This window comes from Hoeflea sp. EC-HK425, from assembly GCF_902498795.1.
Taxonomy (GTDB): domain Bacteria; phylum Pseudomonadota; class Alphaproteobacteria; order Rhizobiales; family Rhizobiaceae; genus Hoeflea; species Hoeflea alexandrii.
Map to the genome: position 1 here is coordinate 2,357,183 of NZ_LR701572.1, position 16,230 is coordinate 2,373,412.

Annotated in this window: 16 protein-coding genes; 7 read left to right on the top strand and 9 right to left on the bottom strand. The window is 59.6% G+C overall.

What is annotated here, in order from left to right; genetic code table 11:
- Window positions 1–27 precede the first annotated feature (27 nt).
- Window positions 28–588: a glyoxalase superfamily protein gene (locus tag SPHINGO391_RS14210; protein ID WP_152009441.1), complete on the top strand. Its 561-nt coding sequence runs from the start codon at window positions 28–30 to the stop codon at window positions 586–588.
- A gap of 39 nt (window positions 589–627) precedes the next feature.
- Here SPHINGO391_RS14210 and SPHINGO391_RS14215 read toward each other — a convergent pair whose 3' ends face one another.
- On the bottom strand, window positions 628–978 hold the full coding sequence (locus tag SPHINGO391_RS14215) for a YchJ family metal-binding protein (protein WP_343200364.1): 351 nt from the start codon (window positions 976–978) through the stop codon (window positions 628–630).
- A gap of 316 nt (window positions 979–1,294) precedes the next feature.
- On the opposite strand from SPHINGO391_RS14215, the gene SPHINGO391_RS14220 reads away from it, so the two are divergent.
- Both SPHINGO391_RS14220 and SPHINGO391_RS14225 read left to right on the top strand, forming a co-directional pair.
- Entirely contained in the window at window positions 1,295–2,845 is a 1,551-nt protein-coding gene (locus tag SPHINGO391_RS14220) for a hypothetical protein (RefSeq protein WP_152009443.1), read from the top strand.
- Window positions 2,846–3,246: 401 nt separating this feature from the next.
- Window positions 3,247–3,891, top strand: a complete 645-nt coding sequence (locus SPHINGO391_RS14225) for a hypothetical protein (protein WP_152009444.1) — start codon at window positions 3,247–3,249, stop codon at window positions 3,889–3,891.
- Between the two features lie 210 nt (window positions 3,892–4,101).
- Here SPHINGO391_RS14225 and SPHINGO391_RS14230 read toward each other — a convergent pair whose 3' ends face one another.
- The 5 genes from SPHINGO391_RS14230 to SPHINGO391_RS14250 form a co-directional block, all read right to left on the bottom strand.
- Window positions 4,102–4,977: a polysaccharide deacetylase family protein gene (locus SPHINGO391_RS14230; RefSeq protein WP_152009445.1), complete on the bottom strand. Its 876-nt coding sequence runs from the start codon at window positions 4,975–4,977 to the stop codon at window positions 4,102–4,104.
- Window positions 4,978–5,149: 172 nt separating this feature from the next.
- Window positions 5,150–5,623 carry a YchJ family protein gene (locus SPHINGO391_RS14235; RefSeq protein ID WP_152009446.1) on the bottom strand — a complete coding sequence of 158 codons (474 nt, stop codon included), beginning with the start codon at window positions 5,621–5,623 and terminating at the stop codon, window positions 5,150–5,152.
- An 85-nt stretch (window positions 5,624–5,708) separates the two neighbouring features.
- The gene (locus SPHINGO391_RS14240) at window positions 5,709–6,698 is read right to left on the bottom strand and encodes a magnesium transporter CorA family protein (RefSeq protein WP_152009447.1); all 990 of its coding nucleotides are present in this window, start codon (window positions 6,696–6,698) and stop codon (window positions 5,709–5,711) included.
- Between the two features lie 7 nt (window positions 6,699–6,705).
- Window positions 6,706–7,116 carry a carboxymuconolactone decarboxylase family protein gene (locus tag SPHINGO391_RS14245; RefSeq protein WP_152009448.1) on the bottom strand — a complete coding sequence of 137 codons (411 nt, stop codon included), beginning with the start codon at window positions 7,114–7,116 and terminating at the stop codon, window positions 6,706–6,708.
- A gap of 43 nt (window positions 7,117–7,159) precedes the next feature.
- The gene (locus tag SPHINGO391_RS14250; protein WP_152009449.1) at window positions 7,160–7,921 is read right to left on the bottom strand and encodes a hypothetical protein; all 762 of its coding nucleotides are present in this window, start codon (window positions 7,919–7,921) and stop codon (window positions 7,160–7,162) included.
- 342 nt (window positions 7,922–8,263) lie between these two features.
- Between SPHINGO391_RS14250 and SPHINGO391_RS14255 the strand changes: the two genes are divergently transcribed.
- The 3 genes from SPHINGO391_RS14255 to SPHINGO391_RS14265 all read left to right on the top strand — a co-directional run bounded on the left by SPHINGO391_RS14255 (window position 8,264) and on the right by SPHINGO391_RS14265 (window position 10,254).
- On the top strand, window positions 8,264–9,142 hold the full coding sequence (locus SPHINGO391_RS14255) for a dienelactone hydrolase family protein (RefSeq protein WP_152009450.1): 879 nt from the start codon (window positions 8,264–8,266) through the stop codon (window positions 9,140–9,142).
- Between the two features lie 145 nt (window positions 9,143–9,287).
- Window positions 9,288–9,644, top strand: coding sequence for a DUF2780 domain-containing protein (locus SPHINGO391_RS14260; protein ID WP_152009451.1), 357 nt, complete (start codon window positions 9,288–9,290; stop codon window positions 9,642–9,644).
- A 220-nt stretch (window positions 9,645–9,864) separates the two neighbouring features.
- Window positions 9,865–10,254, top strand: coding sequence for a hypothetical protein (locus SPHINGO391_RS14265; RefSeq protein WP_152009452.1), 390 nt, complete (start codon window positions 9,865–9,867; stop codon window positions 10,252–10,254).
- A 146-nt stretch (window positions 10,255–10,400) separates the two neighbouring features.
- On the opposite strand, the gene SPHINGO391_RS14270 is transcribed toward SPHINGO391_RS14265, so the two are convergent.
- Window positions 10,401–10,595 carry a CTP synthetase gene (locus SPHINGO391_RS14270; RefSeq protein ID WP_152009453.1) on the bottom strand — a complete coding sequence of 65 codons (195 nt, stop codon included), beginning with the start codon at window positions 10,593–10,595 and terminating at the stop codon, window positions 10,401–10,403.
- A gap of 219 nt (window positions 10,596–10,814) precedes the next feature.
- On the opposite strand from SPHINGO391_RS14270, the gene SPHINGO391_RS14275 reads away from it, so the two are divergent.
- A complete protein-coding gene (locus tag SPHINGO391_RS14275) occupies window positions 10,815–12,215 on the top strand; it encodes a TIGR03808 family TAT-translocated repetitive protein (protein ID WP_343200307.1) in 1,401 nt (466 codons plus the stop codon).
- Window positions 12,216–12,546: 331 nt separating this feature from the next.
- Here the strand turns inward: SPHINGO391_RS14275 and SPHINGO391_RS14280 are convergent, their stop codons facing one another.
- Window positions 12,547–14,709, bottom strand: a complete 2,163-nt coding sequence (locus tag SPHINGO391_RS14280) for a tetratricopeptide repeat protein (protein ID WP_152009454.1) — start codon at window positions 14,707–14,709, stop codon at window positions 12,547–12,549.
- A 434-nt stretch (window positions 14,710–15,143) separates the two neighbouring features.
- A complete protein-coding gene (locus SPHINGO391_RS14285; protein WP_152009455.1) occupies window positions 15,144–16,181 on the bottom strand; it encodes a TRAP transporter substrate-binding protein in 1,038 nt (345 codons plus the stop codon).
- Between the last annotated feature and the right edge of the window lie 49 nt (window positions 16,182–16,230).

A 16,230-nucleotide genomic window follows, 5' to 3' on the forward strand; every position in this document is an offset into this window, starting at 1 on the left:
TCGCCATTGATAAGGATCGAGACCATCATGCGTACATATCTGGATTCCAAGGCCATGGCGAAAGCCATGCGCGAGCGGCTGGCTGACAAGGGCATCGACATGCCCCACAGCGAGGCGCTGGAGATCGTCGCCCGCCAGTTCGGGCTGGATAGCTGGAACATTCTCTCCGCCCGGATCGACGCGGCAACGGGCGGAGAAAGAGAGACAAAGGCAGATGCCGAGCTGCAATTCGAAGGCGCCACGCCGATCTTCCGCATCTTCGACGTGGACAAGGCGCGGGAATACTATCTGGGGTTTCTGGGCATGAGCGTCGACTGGGAGCATCGCTTCGAACCCGACACGCCGATCTACATGCAGGTCTCGCGCGGCGACCTCAAGCTGCACCTGAGCGAGCATTCGGGCGATGCGACGCCCGGCGCCAATGCCGTGGTTTTCTGCACCGGCGTCGCGGCGCTTCATGCGGAAGTGTTTGTCAAAAATTATCGCCACAACCGGCCGGGCCTGCAGACCCAGGACTGGGGGATGGAGATGCAGGTGATCGATCCGTTCGGCAACCGGCTGCGCTTCATCGAACGCAAGGACGGGTAGGTCGGATAGGTGGCGGACGCGCTCTGTCAGCGCGTCCGCTCAATACTTCCCGTCACCCGACCCGGGCGCAGCAGGCCTTGTATATTTAGCCAGACCCGCAGGGCAAGGATCGTTGCGGACGGGCTTTTGGGCTCCGGCGCCGCCGGGTGCACGCGTCTCCATCCGGTCCGAGTAAAGCCAGCGGCCCGTCACCTTGCGGAAGGCTGCCGCCTCCTCAAGCGCGCCGGGGGCACCCTGGCTGATATAGCGCACCGTGCCGCGTTCGTCCGTTGGTCCGCCGTCGCGCAAGTCATGGATTTGAAGCCCGGTCCAGCGCATGCCGAGCCGCGCCATCTCGGCCTCCGTCCGGTCGAAGGCGAGCGCTGCCGGTCCACCGCATGTGTCCTCGATTTAATCGAGCCGTCCCAGCGCATAGGCCGCATAGCGCGAGCGCATCAGCGGCTCTGCCGATGGGGCAGCTGCGCGTGAGTGGTAGCGGCCGCAACAGACGGCAAGGCCGAGCCGGGAGCCGCAGGGGCGTGGCGCAGCAGACGCTGTTTCGGGTTCGGCTGCGGATCGGTCATGTTGCTGATGGTCTTTGATTGGATTGGTAAAGGCGCTGGTTTGAGTTCCAGTCCACAATATCGCTCCAGCCGGCCTTTTAGTCGCTACAGCTGGAATATCCACTTGATGCTACGGAATCTAGAATTGGAAAATGGAACCGTCTATGCCAATCTTGCAATCATGGTACCCCTATCCGGGCGGTGTTGGACATAACAAAGGGATCCGCCACGCTGTGAAAAAAAAGTATTGTACATTCAAATATTATATCGTCCGCTTCACTGAGATACTATTTGTTGCAGCATCTGCTTTCTGGATACCTGCGGACGCATTGGCTGCTGAATTATCCGAAACTCACGATCCTATCACAGGGTGCGTCATAGAGCTCCGCGGCCCGATAACAAATGGTGATGCCGATTCGCTTAAACGAATTTTGGCCAACAGGTTAGGCTACCAAGATCCCGACGACCTTGGAATCGAACCGGTGAGTAAATTTCTTGCCTACACTGGTGGCGGAATTCCATTCATAAACCGACCAACTTCTTTTGCCTCGGAGAACCGCAAGAGAATATGCCTCAACTCTCCTGGCGGGTCCTACACAGAAGCTCTTGAAGTCGCTAACATCGTCCATCAGGCTGGCTACGGAACGGTTGTCGAGCGTGACTCAGTCTGTGAATCTGCATGCGCTCTAATTTTTTTGGCAGGTGCTTTCACGACCGAAGGTGAGGCTAAGGTTTCAGACCGTCACATCCACGCGACGGCAAAACTTGGATTTCATGCACCAGCACTGGATCTTCCCGGCGGAACATATAGTCGGGCAGAGGTCATGGATGCGTATGAAGTCGCCATAGAAAGCATGGCCAACATTCAGAATAGCAGTTCCATACTGAATTTCAAAAACAGCCTTTTGGCCCAAATGCTATCAACACCGCCGAGTGAAATGTTCTACATCGATACGGTCGGGAAAGCGATTCGATGGCATATTGGAGTATATGGAACAAAAATACCAATTGAACTAGGTGCATTACAGATGCAGTTGGCATGTGATGCTGCCCTTGCAAGCATGGAGGATAATGTAAGCAAATATGGATTTAAAGGTGCCGTGGATGCTATCAATACAAAGTTTGATCCAAATGGTCATGTATCATTCTCACAATCTGGATCTGAACCGAAAATAGTGTTTGAGGGCGAAAGGAGCGGATATCTACAAGAAGCGGTATCATCTTGCTTTTTTTCTTATAGCACCAGTATAGATGAAGATACTTTAATCCCTGGCTACATGCCGGGCGCAGTCACCTTCTCAGACCTTGACATCAGGATCCATGCAGCCCCTTACTTCTTGTTTGCGCCAGACACAGTATTGGCTTCAATATCAAGACGCAAGGACGATGTATTTGAATCTATGAATTTTTTAAGCTTGATCTCGCCCGACCCACCTTCCGTCGTACGTGGAATATGCCGAGTAATAAGTGATAACAAAATAGTAGATGTGGAAAAATGCGTTCAAACTGAAGAGAGAGACGCTCTTGTTTACACTTGGCCTTCCAGTTCAAGAACCACCCTTCAACATATTCGCGGGAACACGTACCTTAACGGTGTGAGAGCCATATTTCTTCAGGACGGTAAAAGCGGAAACAACGCACATCTCGGGCACTGTCATCTGAATTCAAGAACACGAAACATATTCTGCTTTTACAGCTTGAAAACACCAACGTGAGAGGCCGAAATGCGGATTGAGTATGTAAAATTCACAAAGCTCTTACTAATGGTGAGCATCTCAGCTTTTTGCGGGTTGCACGCCGCGAGCGCACTGTCAGCGGAAAAGGTTTGGAGAGTCAACCAAGAGCACGCCCGATGCTTCTTGAACAGTCTGGCTGATTATCAAAATTCAGTCGACAATCCAATCACTATCTATCTGAAAGTATGTCCCATCGTCGATCGGCGTGCAGCACTTCGTGCTCTGCAAGTCGCAACAAGCATCCAGCCATCCGTATCGGTTTTGGCTACTGATGTGGATGAAAAGCTGCTCTACACCCATGAGGACTTGAGCTGCCTTTCCGGATTCGAAATCGATCCCGGTGAACCGTTAGTAGAATTGCCGCGAGCACCGTGTGCGCAATGAGCGAAACAGCAACGGGCGGCGAGGCAACGAAACCATCTGACAGCAACACTCTGCAAAGTTGGGAGACAACAGACGTCTCCCCCAGTTCAATTGCTGTAGAAAGGATGAGTGACGTACAAATCCGCGAAACTTGGGTCGGATGGACTCAGGTTGCCGCCAATATACTTGTCCCCATCACATTACTTGTGGCTGTCGCAAGTCTGTTTATTCAGACTTGGCAAACCAAGATTGACAATAGCAACCTTAAAATTGAGTCTTTCTATGGGGAAGGATTGGTTGCTGCGCAAACCACACTATTTTCACTGTGGCTCGATGAGGATATGTCGCCGCTTGATGAGCCTCAAACACGGCATTACATCGATGCTTTGGTCGACATTACTATCGAAAGATCTACAGTGCCAAAGCGAGATACAGTGGCGGCGTTGGTTAGCATAACGACATATTTCGATCGAGTTGAAGCCTGTCTTGTTGCAAATCGATGTGATGAGAAGACAATCTTGAATCAGATCGGTCAATATGGAAGGGATTTTTACTGCCTCTACCAGGGGCAGGTCGATATTCTGAGGACTCAAACTCGAGCAAGCGCTCAGTTTGGCTCTGGGTTAGCAGCTTTCGCAGCTAGGAACGGCGGTTGTATGTAGCTCCAGCTCGACTCGGTCGTGAACTCATAGGCTTGGCTCAATGATACTGGGCGGCACAATCCAAGGTTGGAACGGACGTTATCATCTAAATTGAATTCCAGTCGGTTTCATCGCAACGCCATAACCCTGCAAGCCACGTAGAATCCCGCGAGCTCATTACCGGCAAGTGCTGAGCGTGTTGCCAATTTCACCACTTCAGATCGCATGCATTCAAGGCCTCACGCCCTTCGCCGACACCAGCAATTGCGGCATGCGCGAGCGGCGGTACTGCAGGGCCACGACCTTGTAGCCGCCGGCCTTCAACTGCGCCAGCAGCGTGGGCAGCATCGCAGCGGTGCGGCCATGAATGTCGTGCATCAGGATGATGCCCCTTCGCTTGGCGCGGACCCGGGCCATGGTGTTTGCGGCAAGGGTCTCCGGGCTCAGCTTGAAATAGTCCTTGGAATCAATGTCGACATCCAGAATGACCAGGCCGCGATCGGCGGCAGCCTGGCGCAATGCACCGGTATCGGCCAGATAGGGAAAGCGGAAAAAGCCGACCGGGGTGCCGGTGACCCTGCTGACAGCGGCATTTCCGTTGGCGATGTCGGTGAGCGCGCGCGTATAGCCCGCATTCGCCAGGTTGGCATGGTTGTAGGTGTGACCGCCGATGGAATGGCCCTGGGCAACAACCCGTCGGGCGATCGCCGGATAGTTGCTCGCCATCTGGCCCACCATCAGGAACGTTGCCTTGACGCCGTATTGCCTAAGCGTTGCCAGCACCTGGTCGGTCTTGCCGGGGATCGGACCGTCGTCAAAGGTCAGGATGACTTCCTTGTCGGCCAGCCGGATCTCGGAGATCGAGGAGACCGTCAGCGTCCGTCCGGCGAGCGAGCCGAAGCTCTTGCGTCCCGGCGCATTGCGGAAGGCGGCAAAAGCCGGATTGCCATCGGGGTTACCGGCCTTGTCGCGGCCGAGCAGCGACTGCTGTCCGGCAACCGGTACATAGGCGGTTCGGGCGGCGTCGGAACCGGACGGAGGTTTTGAGGCACAGCCAGCCATGGCGAGGCTCGACAGGACGCAAACAAGGGCAAGACGCGAAACCATGGCACTGAACTCACAAAAGTGTCGATGCCAGATTTTCGCGGATTATGGTTAACCGAGCGTTGATGACGCCCCAACCCGCACCTTTGAAGCGAGGCCGGACGTCAACATCCTGAGAAAGTACGGTGAAATTCGAGATTGGCACAGGCCGCTTCCGAGCCCGGAACCTGCGGTTTCAGCTACAGCACTTCTTGTATTTTTTACCCGATCCGCAGGGACACGGGTCATTGCGGCCGACGTTGGCTTGGCGCGGGGCCGCGGCCTCGTTGAGCCGGTCCCAGTAGAGCCAGCGGCCGTCGATGCGGCGGAATTGCGAAGTCTCCTCAAGTGCGCCCGCAGTGCCATTGTGGCTGTAGCGGGCGATGAAGCTGACCGTTCCGTCTTCATCGGCTTCCCTGCCCTTGCGGCTCCGCACGATCTCGAGCCCAAGCCAGTTTGTACCCAGTTGCGACTGCTCCGCTTCCTTCACATCGAAGCCGGCGGCGGCGGGGCCGGCACAGGTGGCCGTGATGTAATCGAGCCGCCCGAGGGCATAGGCGGCATAACGCGAGCGCATCAGCGCCTCGGCCGTCGGCGCGGGCTCGCCCGCGTGAAAGCGACCACAGCAGGCGGAAAGGTCGAGCATGGATCCGCAGGGGCATGAGGGCATGGTGGTTTCCTTGGCGTCGGTCCGGCAGGGGTTTCGGCATGCGGCTGGAATGCAAAGACGGGAGCAGCGTCCTGCAGCTACGCCCTCAAAACCAGCCCTTGCGCTTGAACCAGAGATAGGGGCCGAGCGCCGAGACGGCCATCATCGTCAGTGCGACCGGGTAGGCCCAGGGCTGGCTCAGTTCGGGCATGTCCTGGAAGTTCATGCCATAGACCGTGCCGATGAAGGTCGGCGGCAGGAAGATCATCGCCGCCACCGAAAGCACCTTCATAACCTGGTTCTGCTGCACAGAGATCAGGCCGAGCGAGGCATCGAGCAGGAAGATGATGTTTTCGGAGATGAAATCGGCATGCTCGGACAGCGACTGGACGTCGACCGCCATCGAACGGCAGCGCTGCTTGAGTACCTTGTCGCCCATGATCTGAGGCAGCGTCTGCAGGAAGCTCGTGACCCGGGCGAGCGACATCAGGCTTTCGCGCACCTTGGCGACGGTGCGCTGATGGCCGGCGATGATTCCGAGCGTGGCCTCAAGGTCACGGGTGACGGCTTCGGGATTGCTTGCCGCACCGCGCGAGAACACCTCGGTGGAAAGCGCGTCGATGCGGCGCGAGCGGTGTTCGAGCACTTCGGCGCTGCGGTCGATCATCGCCTCAAGCAGACGGGTCATAACATCATGACCGCCGGCGCCGGCGATCTCGCGGTGAGCGAGTTCGCGGTGGGCGCTGGCGGCAAACATGGTGAAGGCCTTGGGCTCCGCATAGCGGATGGTGACCAGCCGGTCGCCGGACAGCACGAAGCCGATGTCGGCGATCTCGGCGAAATCGGTGTCGGCCTTCCAGACCACGCTGGCGGTGAGATAGACCGCGCTGTTCTCGATGTAGAGCCGGCTTGAGGGCTCGATGTCGCGCAGTTCGTCCCGGCTCGGCACCTCCACGCCGATCAGCGCCTCGACCTGCGCCTCTTCCTTCGGCACCGGGTGCAGCATGTCGATCCAGCATACCGTTTCGGGCAGCGCGGCATCATCCGTGTCGGGCGTGTCGAGGCAAATGCCCTGACCATCGTAAAGCCTTATCATCCCTGGATCATCCGGCCCTGCCGGCATCGAACACGTCATCGACCGGGACCTGTAGCGCGGTGGCGAGCTGGTTGGTCTTGCCGGCCAGGCCGATGATGGCGAGCAGTTCGCCATATTGTTCCTCGGTCATGCCCTTGGCGCGGGCCGCGGCCGTGTGGGAGTGGATGCAATAGCTGCAGTTGTTGGCGACAGAGACGGCGATGTAGATCATCTCCTTGGTCAGCGGATCGATCGAGGACGGCTTGCCGACTACCTCCTTGACCTCGGTCCAGGTCCTTTCAAGCAACGCCGGGTCGACCGCGAGCCAGTGCCACATGTTGTTGATGAAATCGGTACCGCGGGTCTTGCGAATGTCATCGAACACCGCCTTGACGCGGGCATCGGCCTCGGGGTTGTCGGCGGGGCTGTAGGTTGTCATGGCGTTTGGCTTCCTTTCGTACCGGGCCGCGGGCCGGTTGATGCTAGAGCTTGTATCTGCGTTCCCAGAGCACCCGGGTGTCGCCCTGGTCGCCGTCGACATATTCACCGGTTGCGGCTTCGCGCTGGATCACATTTGCTGCCCCTTGCGCGAATTCGAAGGCAAGCTGGTTGAGCCGTGCCGCGCTGCTGTAAGGCGGTGTCTTGGGCCCGCCTCCGGCGATGGTGATCGCGCCGTCATCGGTGCGGGTGATCGGCCCCGCCATGCCGACGGGAATCCCGGTGGCGATGTCATAGACCACGATGCTTGCAACGAACTGGGCGTTGTCCGGTCGCTTCTCACCATTGATGAAGACATTGGCGCCGGTCAGCTGCTGAAGACTGGCTCGGCTGCGGATGAAGACCGAGCGAATCGTCACCACGGCCCGCGCCGGACGCTGGCCACGCATCAGCGGCGTGAACGCATCGCGCACATGCGCCTTGACGTTCTCGGAAATCGCCTGCTCGAGTGCGAGTTGCCTGTCACGCTGATTGACCACGCCGAGGCGGGTTCCGATCGCTCCGAGATTGGACCCGGAGACCGACTGACTGATCTCGCCATCCAGTTCAGCCACCAGCAACGGCCGCTCGGCGCGGGAGAAGTCGACATCGATCTGGGTGATCTGGAACTGGTCGAGATGGGTCGGCCCCTGCTCCACCGGTACACTCTCGCAGCCTGCGAGGAGCACAGCCACCAGCAGGACAAGCCCCGCCCTGCCCCACTGTCTTGCAGCTCCCGCCGCCCACACCCGTTTTGCCATCCCCATCGCACCCTCTCCCTGGCCATAAATCCGTCCAGTTTCCATAGCCGAAATGGGCCGCAGCGAAAAGCATGGGATGACCATGAAGCGACCGCCGGGTGTTGCAGATGCAGTCCGCGCTGACGGGCAGGCAATGGCGGAGCTAAACATATCATTCACACACGGACCTTAGACTGTGAAAGACAGGCACACGGCGTCGGATGTGACAGGCCTTGCTGTTAACAGCACGGTCCTGGGGAACGGGGGAAAACCCTCTATTTTTATGGTAGAACATCATTTCGTTGTCTTTCGCGGATACTAATTTAATAAATCTGCGTATCTGTATGGATTGAAATCGGGAGAACGAGCATGGCAGACAAACCAACCGTTACTCAGGCCATGATCCAGGCTTATGACGACTACACCCACCTGACGCTGGACCGGCGCGGCTTCATGGAAAAGCTGACCAAGCTTGCCGGCTCCGGAACCGCGGCGGCCGCGATTGCGCCGCTTCTGGCCGCCAACAGTGCGCAGGCTGCCATCATTGCGCCGGACGACCGCCGGGTGGCCTCATCGGAAGTCAGATTCAGAGGCGCTACGGGGGTTATGGCAGGCTACCTGGCCATACCCGCTTTCGCCACGGAAGCGGTTCCAGGCATCATCGTCGTTCACGAGAACCGGGGGCTCAACGACCATATCCGGGATATTGCCCGGCGGCTGGCACTTGAGGGCTATGCCGCGCTTGCCGTCGACTTTCTTTCGCCGCTGGGTGGCACGCCCGAGGACGAGGACACGGCGCGGGAGATGGTCAGCGAGCTGAAGCCGGAGGACAACATCGCCAATGCGGTGGCGGCGCGTGGCTGGCTTTCGGGTCACCCCAGAACCACCGAACGGGTGGCCGCCATCGGGTTCTGCTGGGGCGGCGCTCTGGTCAATCAACTGGCAGTGGCAGATCCTGAACTGCGCGCCGGCATTGTCTATTACGGACGCCAGCCGGACACGGCCGATGTCCCCAGGATCAAGGCCGCGATGCTGTTGCACTATGCCGGTCTCGACGAGCGAATCAATGCCGGACTGCAGGAGTACCGCTCGGCGCTTCTGAGCAACGACAAGGTGTTTGCGATCCATGTCTACCCGCGGGTGAACCACGCCTTCAACAATGACACCTCGGCGGCGCGCTACAACAAGCAGGCGGCGGATCTGGCATGGACACGGACGCTTGCCTTCCTCAAGGGCACCATGTTCTGATCAGCAACGCGCTGCCGGTCGGCCGCAGGTCGGGCCTGGGCAAAATTTCGGCCTGGTTTTGCGCTGAAATCCGCCGGGGCAGCTTGCATTGGCGAAATCTCGCGTTTACGCTTACGTTAACGTCATACAGCCGGAGGATATCCCCTTGAACGATCTCGTTTCCCGTATCGCCACCAATGTCGGCATCGACCCCGACACCGCAGCCAAGGCGGTCGGCGCCATTCTCGAATTCCTCAAGTCGGAAGGTCCGGCTGACAAGGTCAAGGAAATGCTGGCTTCGGTGCCGGGCGCTGAAGACCTGATCGCGCAGGCGCCGAGCGGCGGCATGCTGTCGATGGGCGGTGTGATGGGGCTTGGCCAGAAGCTGATGGGCATGGGCCTGGGCATGGGGGAAATCTCCAGCGTCGCAAAGGAAACAATGGGCTATGCGCGCGAGAACGGCGCCGGCGATTCCATCGACGAGATCGTCGCCTCGATCCCGGGCCTGTCGCAGTTCGTCTGATCATCGACAGCGGTTGAGAACATGTTTGGAAACCCGGCGGTGAAAATCGCCGGGTTTTCTTATGTGACCTGTGCAGCTGGTTCCTCCGGTGGCCTTGTATGCTTGACGCATATCAACGCCGGGAAGACGTCTGGCCGGTAGAACGTAAAAACCGGCAGGTCATTGCAACGGGATAAAAAGGCGCAACGGGACAACACGGTGCAAAGGGATGACCCGGAGTATGGTCAAAGCATTGAACGCAGCTGCGGCCTATTTCTGTGCCACCTTTGCGGCGGGGTTCGTGCTCGGGACAATCCGGACCCTGCTGGTGGAGCCCACGACCGGCGCGCTCGGCGCGGTGGCACTCGAACTGCCGCTGATGCTGGCCGTGTCCTGGATGGCCTGCGGCTGGGCACTGCGCCGTTTCGACGTCGAGAGCCGGTTCAGCCCGCGGCTTGTCATGGGCGTGGTTGCGCTGGCGCTGCTCATGGGAGCGGAACTGTTTGTTTCGGTGCTGCTTGCCGGACGCAGTCCTGGCGAACACTTGGCGCTTTATCAAACCGCACCGGCGCTGCTCGGGTTGGCCGCACAACTGGCCTATGCCATTTTTCCGCTGGTGCGGTTGCGATAGCTGAAGCTGGCAAACGCCACCGGATGAAGCAGCGGGGCGGCCACTCCCGAGCCAGCCCCGCGCTCCTCCCGTCCGTGGCCGTGCGCACGCTTTGCCGGTTTTCCGGACGTCCCCCCCCGGGATCCGGAAACCGGAAACGCGGCGCATCAGGCCGGACGGATGGCCTTGTTCAGTCTGCCGGCGACGATCCAGGCGACCGGCAGAGCAGCCACCGCACCCAGAACTGCCGCGACCGAGATCGATAGTGCGTCCATGCGGCCCATCGTCAGTGCCGCGACGACGAAGCTGCCCGCCAGCATACTTCCCACGATGATATAGATCATTGCTGCAAGCTTGAGCATGAGTGTCTCCTGTCTTTCGGTCCGAGAGCCGCACTGCTTCCGGCGTCCCTGAACTGCAGACTAGACCGGAGCCGGGTGCGACATTTTGATCTGGCTCAACGAAATTGCCGTTTTCGGGCAGCCTGGCCAATCCCGTTGTGTTCCCGCCAGCGATTGGCCGGCAAGACTGTGCCATTCCGGCACAGGTGCAACTGGCACGGTTCCTGCTCCATCAGCCGCATGAGCAACACCCGTCACATATTGAGCCGCCGCGCCCTTCTTTCCGGCCTTGCCGCCGCAAGCGCCGCGAGCCTTGCCATGCCGCTGCTGTCGCCGGAAGCCAGGGCCGGCGACCTGTTCAGCCGGGTCGACCTGCGCGGCGGGCATGACGCCGATCTTGCCGGGCTGCTGCCGGATGCGGCCGACGACCAGAGCCGGCTGTTCCAGCGCGCCATCAATGATGCGGCTGCGGCCGGACGGATTTTGCGGCTGCCGCCTGGCACCTACGTCGTTTCCAACATCGACCTGCCCGACGGCGCAAGGATCACCGGCGTGCCGGGTGCGACGCGTCTGATCTATGGCGGGCGCGGCCATTTCATGCTGGCCGAAGGCGCGCGGCGGATCGAACTCACGGGCCTGACGCTCGACGGCGCCAACCAGCGGCTCGGCGGCCATGTCTCGGGGCTCCTGCACCTGCGCGGCATCAGCGAGGCGGTTCTCGAGGACATGGCGATCGCCGGCGCCGACGGGCATGGGGTGACGCTGGAAGCCTGCGGCGGACGCATCCACCACTGCGAAATCTTCGGCGCGCGGCTGGCCGGGATCTATGCCATCGAAAGCCGTGGGCTGTCGATCACCCGCAATCTGGTGCGCGACTGCGCCAATGGCGGCATCCTGGTGCACCGCTGGTCGGTGGGCGAGGACGCGACACTGATCGACGGCAACCGGGTGATGCGGATTTCCGCGCGGGCCGGCGGCACCGGGCAGAACGGCAACGGCATCAACATCTTCCGCGCCGGCAACGTGATGGTGACCAACAACCACGTCTCCGATTGCGCGTTCTCGGCGATCCGCGCCAACCAGGCGAGCAACATCCAGATCACCTCCAACCAGGCGATCCGCTCGGGCGAGACCGCGATCTATGCCGAGTTCTCCTTCGAGGGCGCAGTGATCGCCTCGAACCTGATCGACGGCGGCACGGTGGGGATATCGGTCGCCAATTTCAACGAGGGCGGACGGCTTGCCTCGCTCACCGGCAACATCATCCGCAACCTCACGACCCAGGGCCCCTACCCGGCCGAATATGCCGGCTTCGGCATCGGCATCGCCATCGAGGCGGACGCGGCGGTCAGCGGCAACGTCATCGAGGGCGCGCCGAAATGGGGCGTGCTGATGGGCTGGGGCCCGTTCCTGCGCTCGGTCAATTTCACCGGCAACACCATCCGCACCTCAGGCGCAGGCGTCGCCGTCTCGGTGGTCGAGGGCGCCGGTTCGGCGCTGATTTCCGGCAACATGTTTGACACGACGCCGGGCGGCGCGATCATCGGCTGCCGCTGGAACGAGGTGGTGACCAAGGATCTGGCCAAGACCGGCGCGGGGCGGTATGGGCACCTGACGCTGGAGCGGAATGTGGTGGCTTGAGGGGTGTGGGGGGGCTGGATGGGCGGGTATGGCCCGGAGGCGGCTTGTGGAGATAAACTCGGCGAAGCGGACATTCGGCTAAAGAGGCTCGGTGTCGCTTTCGGCCCATTGCGGACCTTCGATCCCAGTGCAGCAGGAGCCCAATGTGACAGATGCTGCGCGGCGCACGAATGTCGGCTGTTCAAGGTGCGGCCAAAAACGCGACAAAATCAACGCAGGTATTGCCAAGGTTTGTGGCGTCGGAACATTCAGTGATTTCCGCGTGCAAACAGTATCTGATAAAAACGACTGCTCTAGGCATATTGTTATGGTCGGAAGATACCGAAACAACTCATGTCTTACATTTCGCCAAATTGTTCACGATATTCTGCGTGCCGGGATGCTCCTCACCCCGAACCCGCTGACTGATCTCCAGGGCTTTGCGGTAGAGCGGTTCGGCCTCCGCTGCGCGCCCTTGGGTATGTAGAATGGCGGCGAGATTGTTGTAGCTGGACGCCGTCTTGGGATGCTCCTCACCCAGCATCCGCTGCCTGATCTCCAGGGCTTTGCGGTAGAGCGGCTCGGCCTCCGCCGCGCGCCCCTGGCTATATAGATTGTAGGCGACATTGTTATAGATGTCCGCCGTTTTGGGATGCTCCTCACCCAGTACCCGCTGCCTGAACTCCAGGGCTTTGCGGTAGAGCGGCTCGGCCTCCGCCGCGCGCCCCTGGCTATATAGATTGTAGGCGACATTGTTATAGCTGCCCGCCGTATCGGGATGCTCCTCACCCAGCACCCGCTGCCTGATCTCCAGGGCTTTGCGGTAGAGCGGCTCGGCCTCCACCGCGCGCCCCTCATCGTTCAGATTGGAGGCGACATTGTTGTAGCTGTCCGCCGTATCGGGATGCTCCTCACCCAGCACCCGCTGCCTGATCTCCAGGGCTTTGCGAAAGAGCGGCCCGGCCTCCACCGCGCGCCCCTGGTTAAATAGATTGTAGGCGACATTGTTATAGCTGTCCGCCGTATGGGGATGCTCCTCACCCAGCACCCGCTGCCTGATCTCCAGGGCTTTGCGGTAGAGCGGTTCGGCCTCCGCTACGTACCCCTGGTCATCTTGATTGGAGGCGACATTGTTAAAGCTGGTCGCCGTATGGGGATGCTCCTCACCCAGCACCCGCTGCCTGATCTCCAGGGCTTTGCGGAAGAGCGGCTCGGCCTCCGCCGCCCGCCCCTGGGCGTTCAGATAGAAGGCGATACTGTTATAGCTGGTCGCCGTATTGGGATGCTCCTCACCATGAGCTTCAACGAAGCATGACAGCTGCTGCCTGTAGAAATCGACGGCTGAGCTGTAGTCAAACCCCACCGCCGCAATCTGCGCTTCCCTGCCTAAAATCTCGGCAATGTCTTGCTTATCACTTATCCTTTGCGCGTCCCGATTATCGACGATCTTCAAGTAACGCTTTCGGGCCTGGGCTAGGGCATCAGCGGCATCATCGAGCGAAAAACCGGCGACAGATGACAAGGCTTTATCAGCCTGCTCAATGAGCGGTGCGATCTCTGGACTTTCATTAGCGAGGGATGACAGGGTACGCATGTCCTTACGCAATTCACTAAGCCGCTGCCACGCCCGATCGAGCGCGTTCGGTATGTCCTCCCGTTTCACCCTGCGTTCGAGGATGTGCGCTAGTATGGAAGTGAGTTCGGCTTCAGTCGCGTGTAGTGAATTCTGCGCCTGTTTCAGCTCCGGAGCATAGTGCGTCTTTATCTCCTCAACCGTAAATCGGATTGCTTTCACATCGGTTTCGATACGCCCCAGCTGACCTCGAACATCGTGAATAAAGCCTGCAAGATCGGCATGAGCGGTATGAAGCTCGGCAATAATTTGGTCGACCGAACCGCGCAGATCGACAATCTGCCCAGCTTGGAAAATGGAGCGAAACCGATCGTTGGTTTTCAGCTCTTCTGCGATGTAGAGGCTGAAAGCGTCATACCAGCCCGCTGCTCCCAACCCGCCATTAAATGCCTGCTTGAAGAGAGGCGGTGCACTGCGCCCGGCATCGGCCTCGATCTGCTCAAGCGCGCGGGCAATAGCCTGCGCGCGCGTATCCGCTCTTGGTGCCTCAAAGCCCTCCTGGACAGACGGCTTGAGTATATCATCAAGCACATGGTCAAGGTCTTCGAGCGTTAGCACATCCGTGTCGAGCTTATGCTCTCGGAAGGCTTTCAAGCGCTTCGTGATGAACCCTTCCAACGACTGTGCAAAGGCGTGCTCATCCGAACCCACTTCATGAGCAGGCGTTTTGCTAAGCGTCTTCTTATGCTGCTCAGCAACATGCCGAACCGCACACAGTTGTGCGGTTCGAATGCCCTTGACAATGTCGTGGTTGCCAGGGATGCGCTTTTCATCGACGATACGTTTCTTGCAGCGGTCGTACCAACCGGTAAGAAACGCATCCCGTCCAACAAGGGCAAGGCTTGCCTGTAAAACTCCACCGACGACTTCAACAATTGGCATTCCGCACCCCTGCGAATTCTATTGCCCGAAGATTTGCACAGCTGGCCGAGTTCTGCAAAGTAGTCTTCACAAAATGCTGCGAAAATTGCTGGTCCCAGAATTGTTTCAGTCCACAACCCATACGTTGCCAGGAACTCCAAAACCACCGTATGGCAAATCCGAAAGCTGTCATTGGCGCAAGTGCAACGAAAGCTCACTTTGTCCGCATGGTTGCCATTTGTGCACGATTCATCGAACGTCCGCTCCCCGCCCGTTGAGGACCTTTATCAGCGGGAAACCAACGACAGCTTTCAGGGCCTCCCGCAGCCATTCCGACCGACCACCCTGCCCCTTAAACACAAAACGAGCGGGCATTTCTGCCCGCTCGTTGCCGCATCTCCCTTATGCCATCCAAGGCGCGCCCTCCCCGAGGCGAGCCCTGGCTTTTTCATGCCTTACATCGACTTTTCGGCGATCAGCGCCTTGGCCTTTTCGATCAGGGCCTGGCCGTCGATGCCCTGGCCGTCCATCTCGGCGACCCAGCGGTCGATGACGGGCTGGGCGGCCTGTTTCCAGCGGGCGACTTCGGTCTCGTCGAGCTCGATGATGTTGTTGCCGGCGGCAACGGCGATGTCGCGTCCGGGCTGGTCGTAGGCCTCCATCACCTCGGCGGCGAAGGCCGAGAGCTTGGCGCCGGCCTCGGCGTCGAGGATGGCGCGCAGGTCCTCGGGCAGCGCGTCATACTTGGCCTTGTTCATGACCAGCACGATGGTGGCGGTGTAAAGCGCCTCGGGGCCGCCGAACTCGGTGTGGTTCTTGACCAGTTCCGTGAGACGGATCGACGGCGTGACTTCCCAGGGGATGACGGTGCCGTTGATGACGCCCTTTGACAGGGCTTCGGGAATGGCCGGCAGCGGCATTCCGACCGGCTCGGCGCCGAGTTCGGAGAGCATGCCGTTGATCACCCGGGTCGGGCCGCGCATGGTCTTGCCCTTCATGTCCTCGAGGCTGTTGACCGGTTCGTTGGTGTGGATCACGCCGGGGCCGTGGACCCAGGCGCCGAGCACCTTGAGATCCTTGTATTCATTGTTCTGGAAATCGGTGTCGACCATTTCCCAGTAGGCGAGCGAGGTGGCGATCGGGTTGGTCATCATGAACGGCAGCTCGAAGACTTCCGTGCGCGGGAAGCGGCCGGGGGTGTAGCCGACCACGGTCATGGTCATGTCGGCAACGCCGTCGCGGGCCTGGTCCATCAGGTCCGACGGACGACCGCCCAGCGACATGCCGTCGAAATGCTCGATCTTGATGCGGCCGCCGGAGAGTTCGGCCAGCCGGTCGCCCCAGGGCTTGAGAATGTGCTTCGGCACGGTGGCCACCGGCGGCAGGAACTGATGCAGCCTGAGCGTGACCTCCTGGGCGAAGCTTGTTGCGGGCAGTGCGGTCAGCGCCAGCGCGCCGGCCACCACGGAGTAGATGAAATTGCGTCTGATCATTTGGTTTCCTCCCTTGATCGTTGTCTGCATTCGGTCAATCGCCTGAGCC

What these genes read in the sequence shown, in the direction of transcription:
- SPHINGO391_RS14250 (WP_152009449.1), bottom strand. Translation starts at nt 7,921, where the DNA reads ATGGGGATGGCAAAACGGGTGTGGGCGGCGGGAGCTGCAAGACAGTGG.
- SPHINGO391_RS14220 (WP_152009443.1), top strand. Translation starts at nt 1,295, where the DNA reads ATGCCAATCTTGCAATCATGGTACCCCTATCCGGGCGGTGTTGGACAT.
- SPHINGO391_RS14240 (WP_152009447.1), bottom strand. Translation starts at nt 6,698, where the DNA reads ATGATAAGGCTTTACGATGGTCAGGGCATTTGCCTCGACACGCCCGAC.
- SPHINGO391_RS14270 (WP_152009453.1), bottom strand. Translation starts at nt 10,595, where the DNA reads ATGCTCAAGCTTGCAGCAATGATCTATATCATCGTGGGAAGTATGCTG.
- SPHINGO391_RS14275 (WP_343200307.1), top strand. Translation starts at nt 10,815, where the DNA reads ATGAGCAACACCCGTCACATATTGAGCCGCCGCGCCCTTCTTTCCGGC.
- SPHINGO391_RS14230 (WP_152009445.1), bottom strand. Translation starts at nt 4,977, where the DNA reads ATGGTTTCGCGTCTTGCCCTTGTTTGCGTCCTGTCGAGCCTCGCCATG.
- SPHINGO391_RS14210 (WP_152009441.1), top strand. Translation starts at nt 28, where the DNA reads ATGCGTACATATCTGGATTCCAAGGCCATGGCGAAAGCCATGCGCGAG.
- SPHINGO391_RS14225 (WP_152009444.1), top strand. Translation starts at nt 3,247, where the DNA reads ATGAGCGAAACAGCAACGGGCGGCGAGGCAACGAAACCATCTGACAGC.
- SPHINGO391_RS14255 (WP_152009450.1), top strand. Translation starts at nt 8,264, where the DNA reads ATGGCAGACAAACCAACCGTTACTCAGGCCATGATCCAGGCTTATGAC.
- SPHINGO391_RS14265 (WP_152009452.1), top strand. Translation starts at nt 9,865, where the DNA reads ATGGTCAAAGCATTGAACGCAGCTGCGGCCTATTTCTGTGCCACCTTT.
- SPHINGO391_RS14280 (WP_152009454.1), bottom strand. Translation starts at nt 14,709, where the DNA reads ATGCCAATTGTTGAAGTCGTCGGTGGAGTTTTACAGGCAAGCCTTGCC.
- SPHINGO391_RS14245 (WP_152009448.1), bottom strand. Translation starts at nt 7,116, where the DNA reads ATGACAACCTACAGCCCCGCCGACAACCCCGAGGCCGATGCCCGCGTC.
- SPHINGO391_RS14285 (WP_152009455.1), bottom strand. Translation starts at nt 16,181, where the DNA reads ATGATCAGACGCAATTTCATCTACTCCGTGGTGGCCGGCGCGCTGGCG.
- SPHINGO391_RS14235 (WP_152009446.1), bottom strand. Translation starts at nt 5,623, where the DNA reads ATGCCCTCATGCCCCTGCGGATCCATGCTCGACCTTTCCGCCTGCTGT.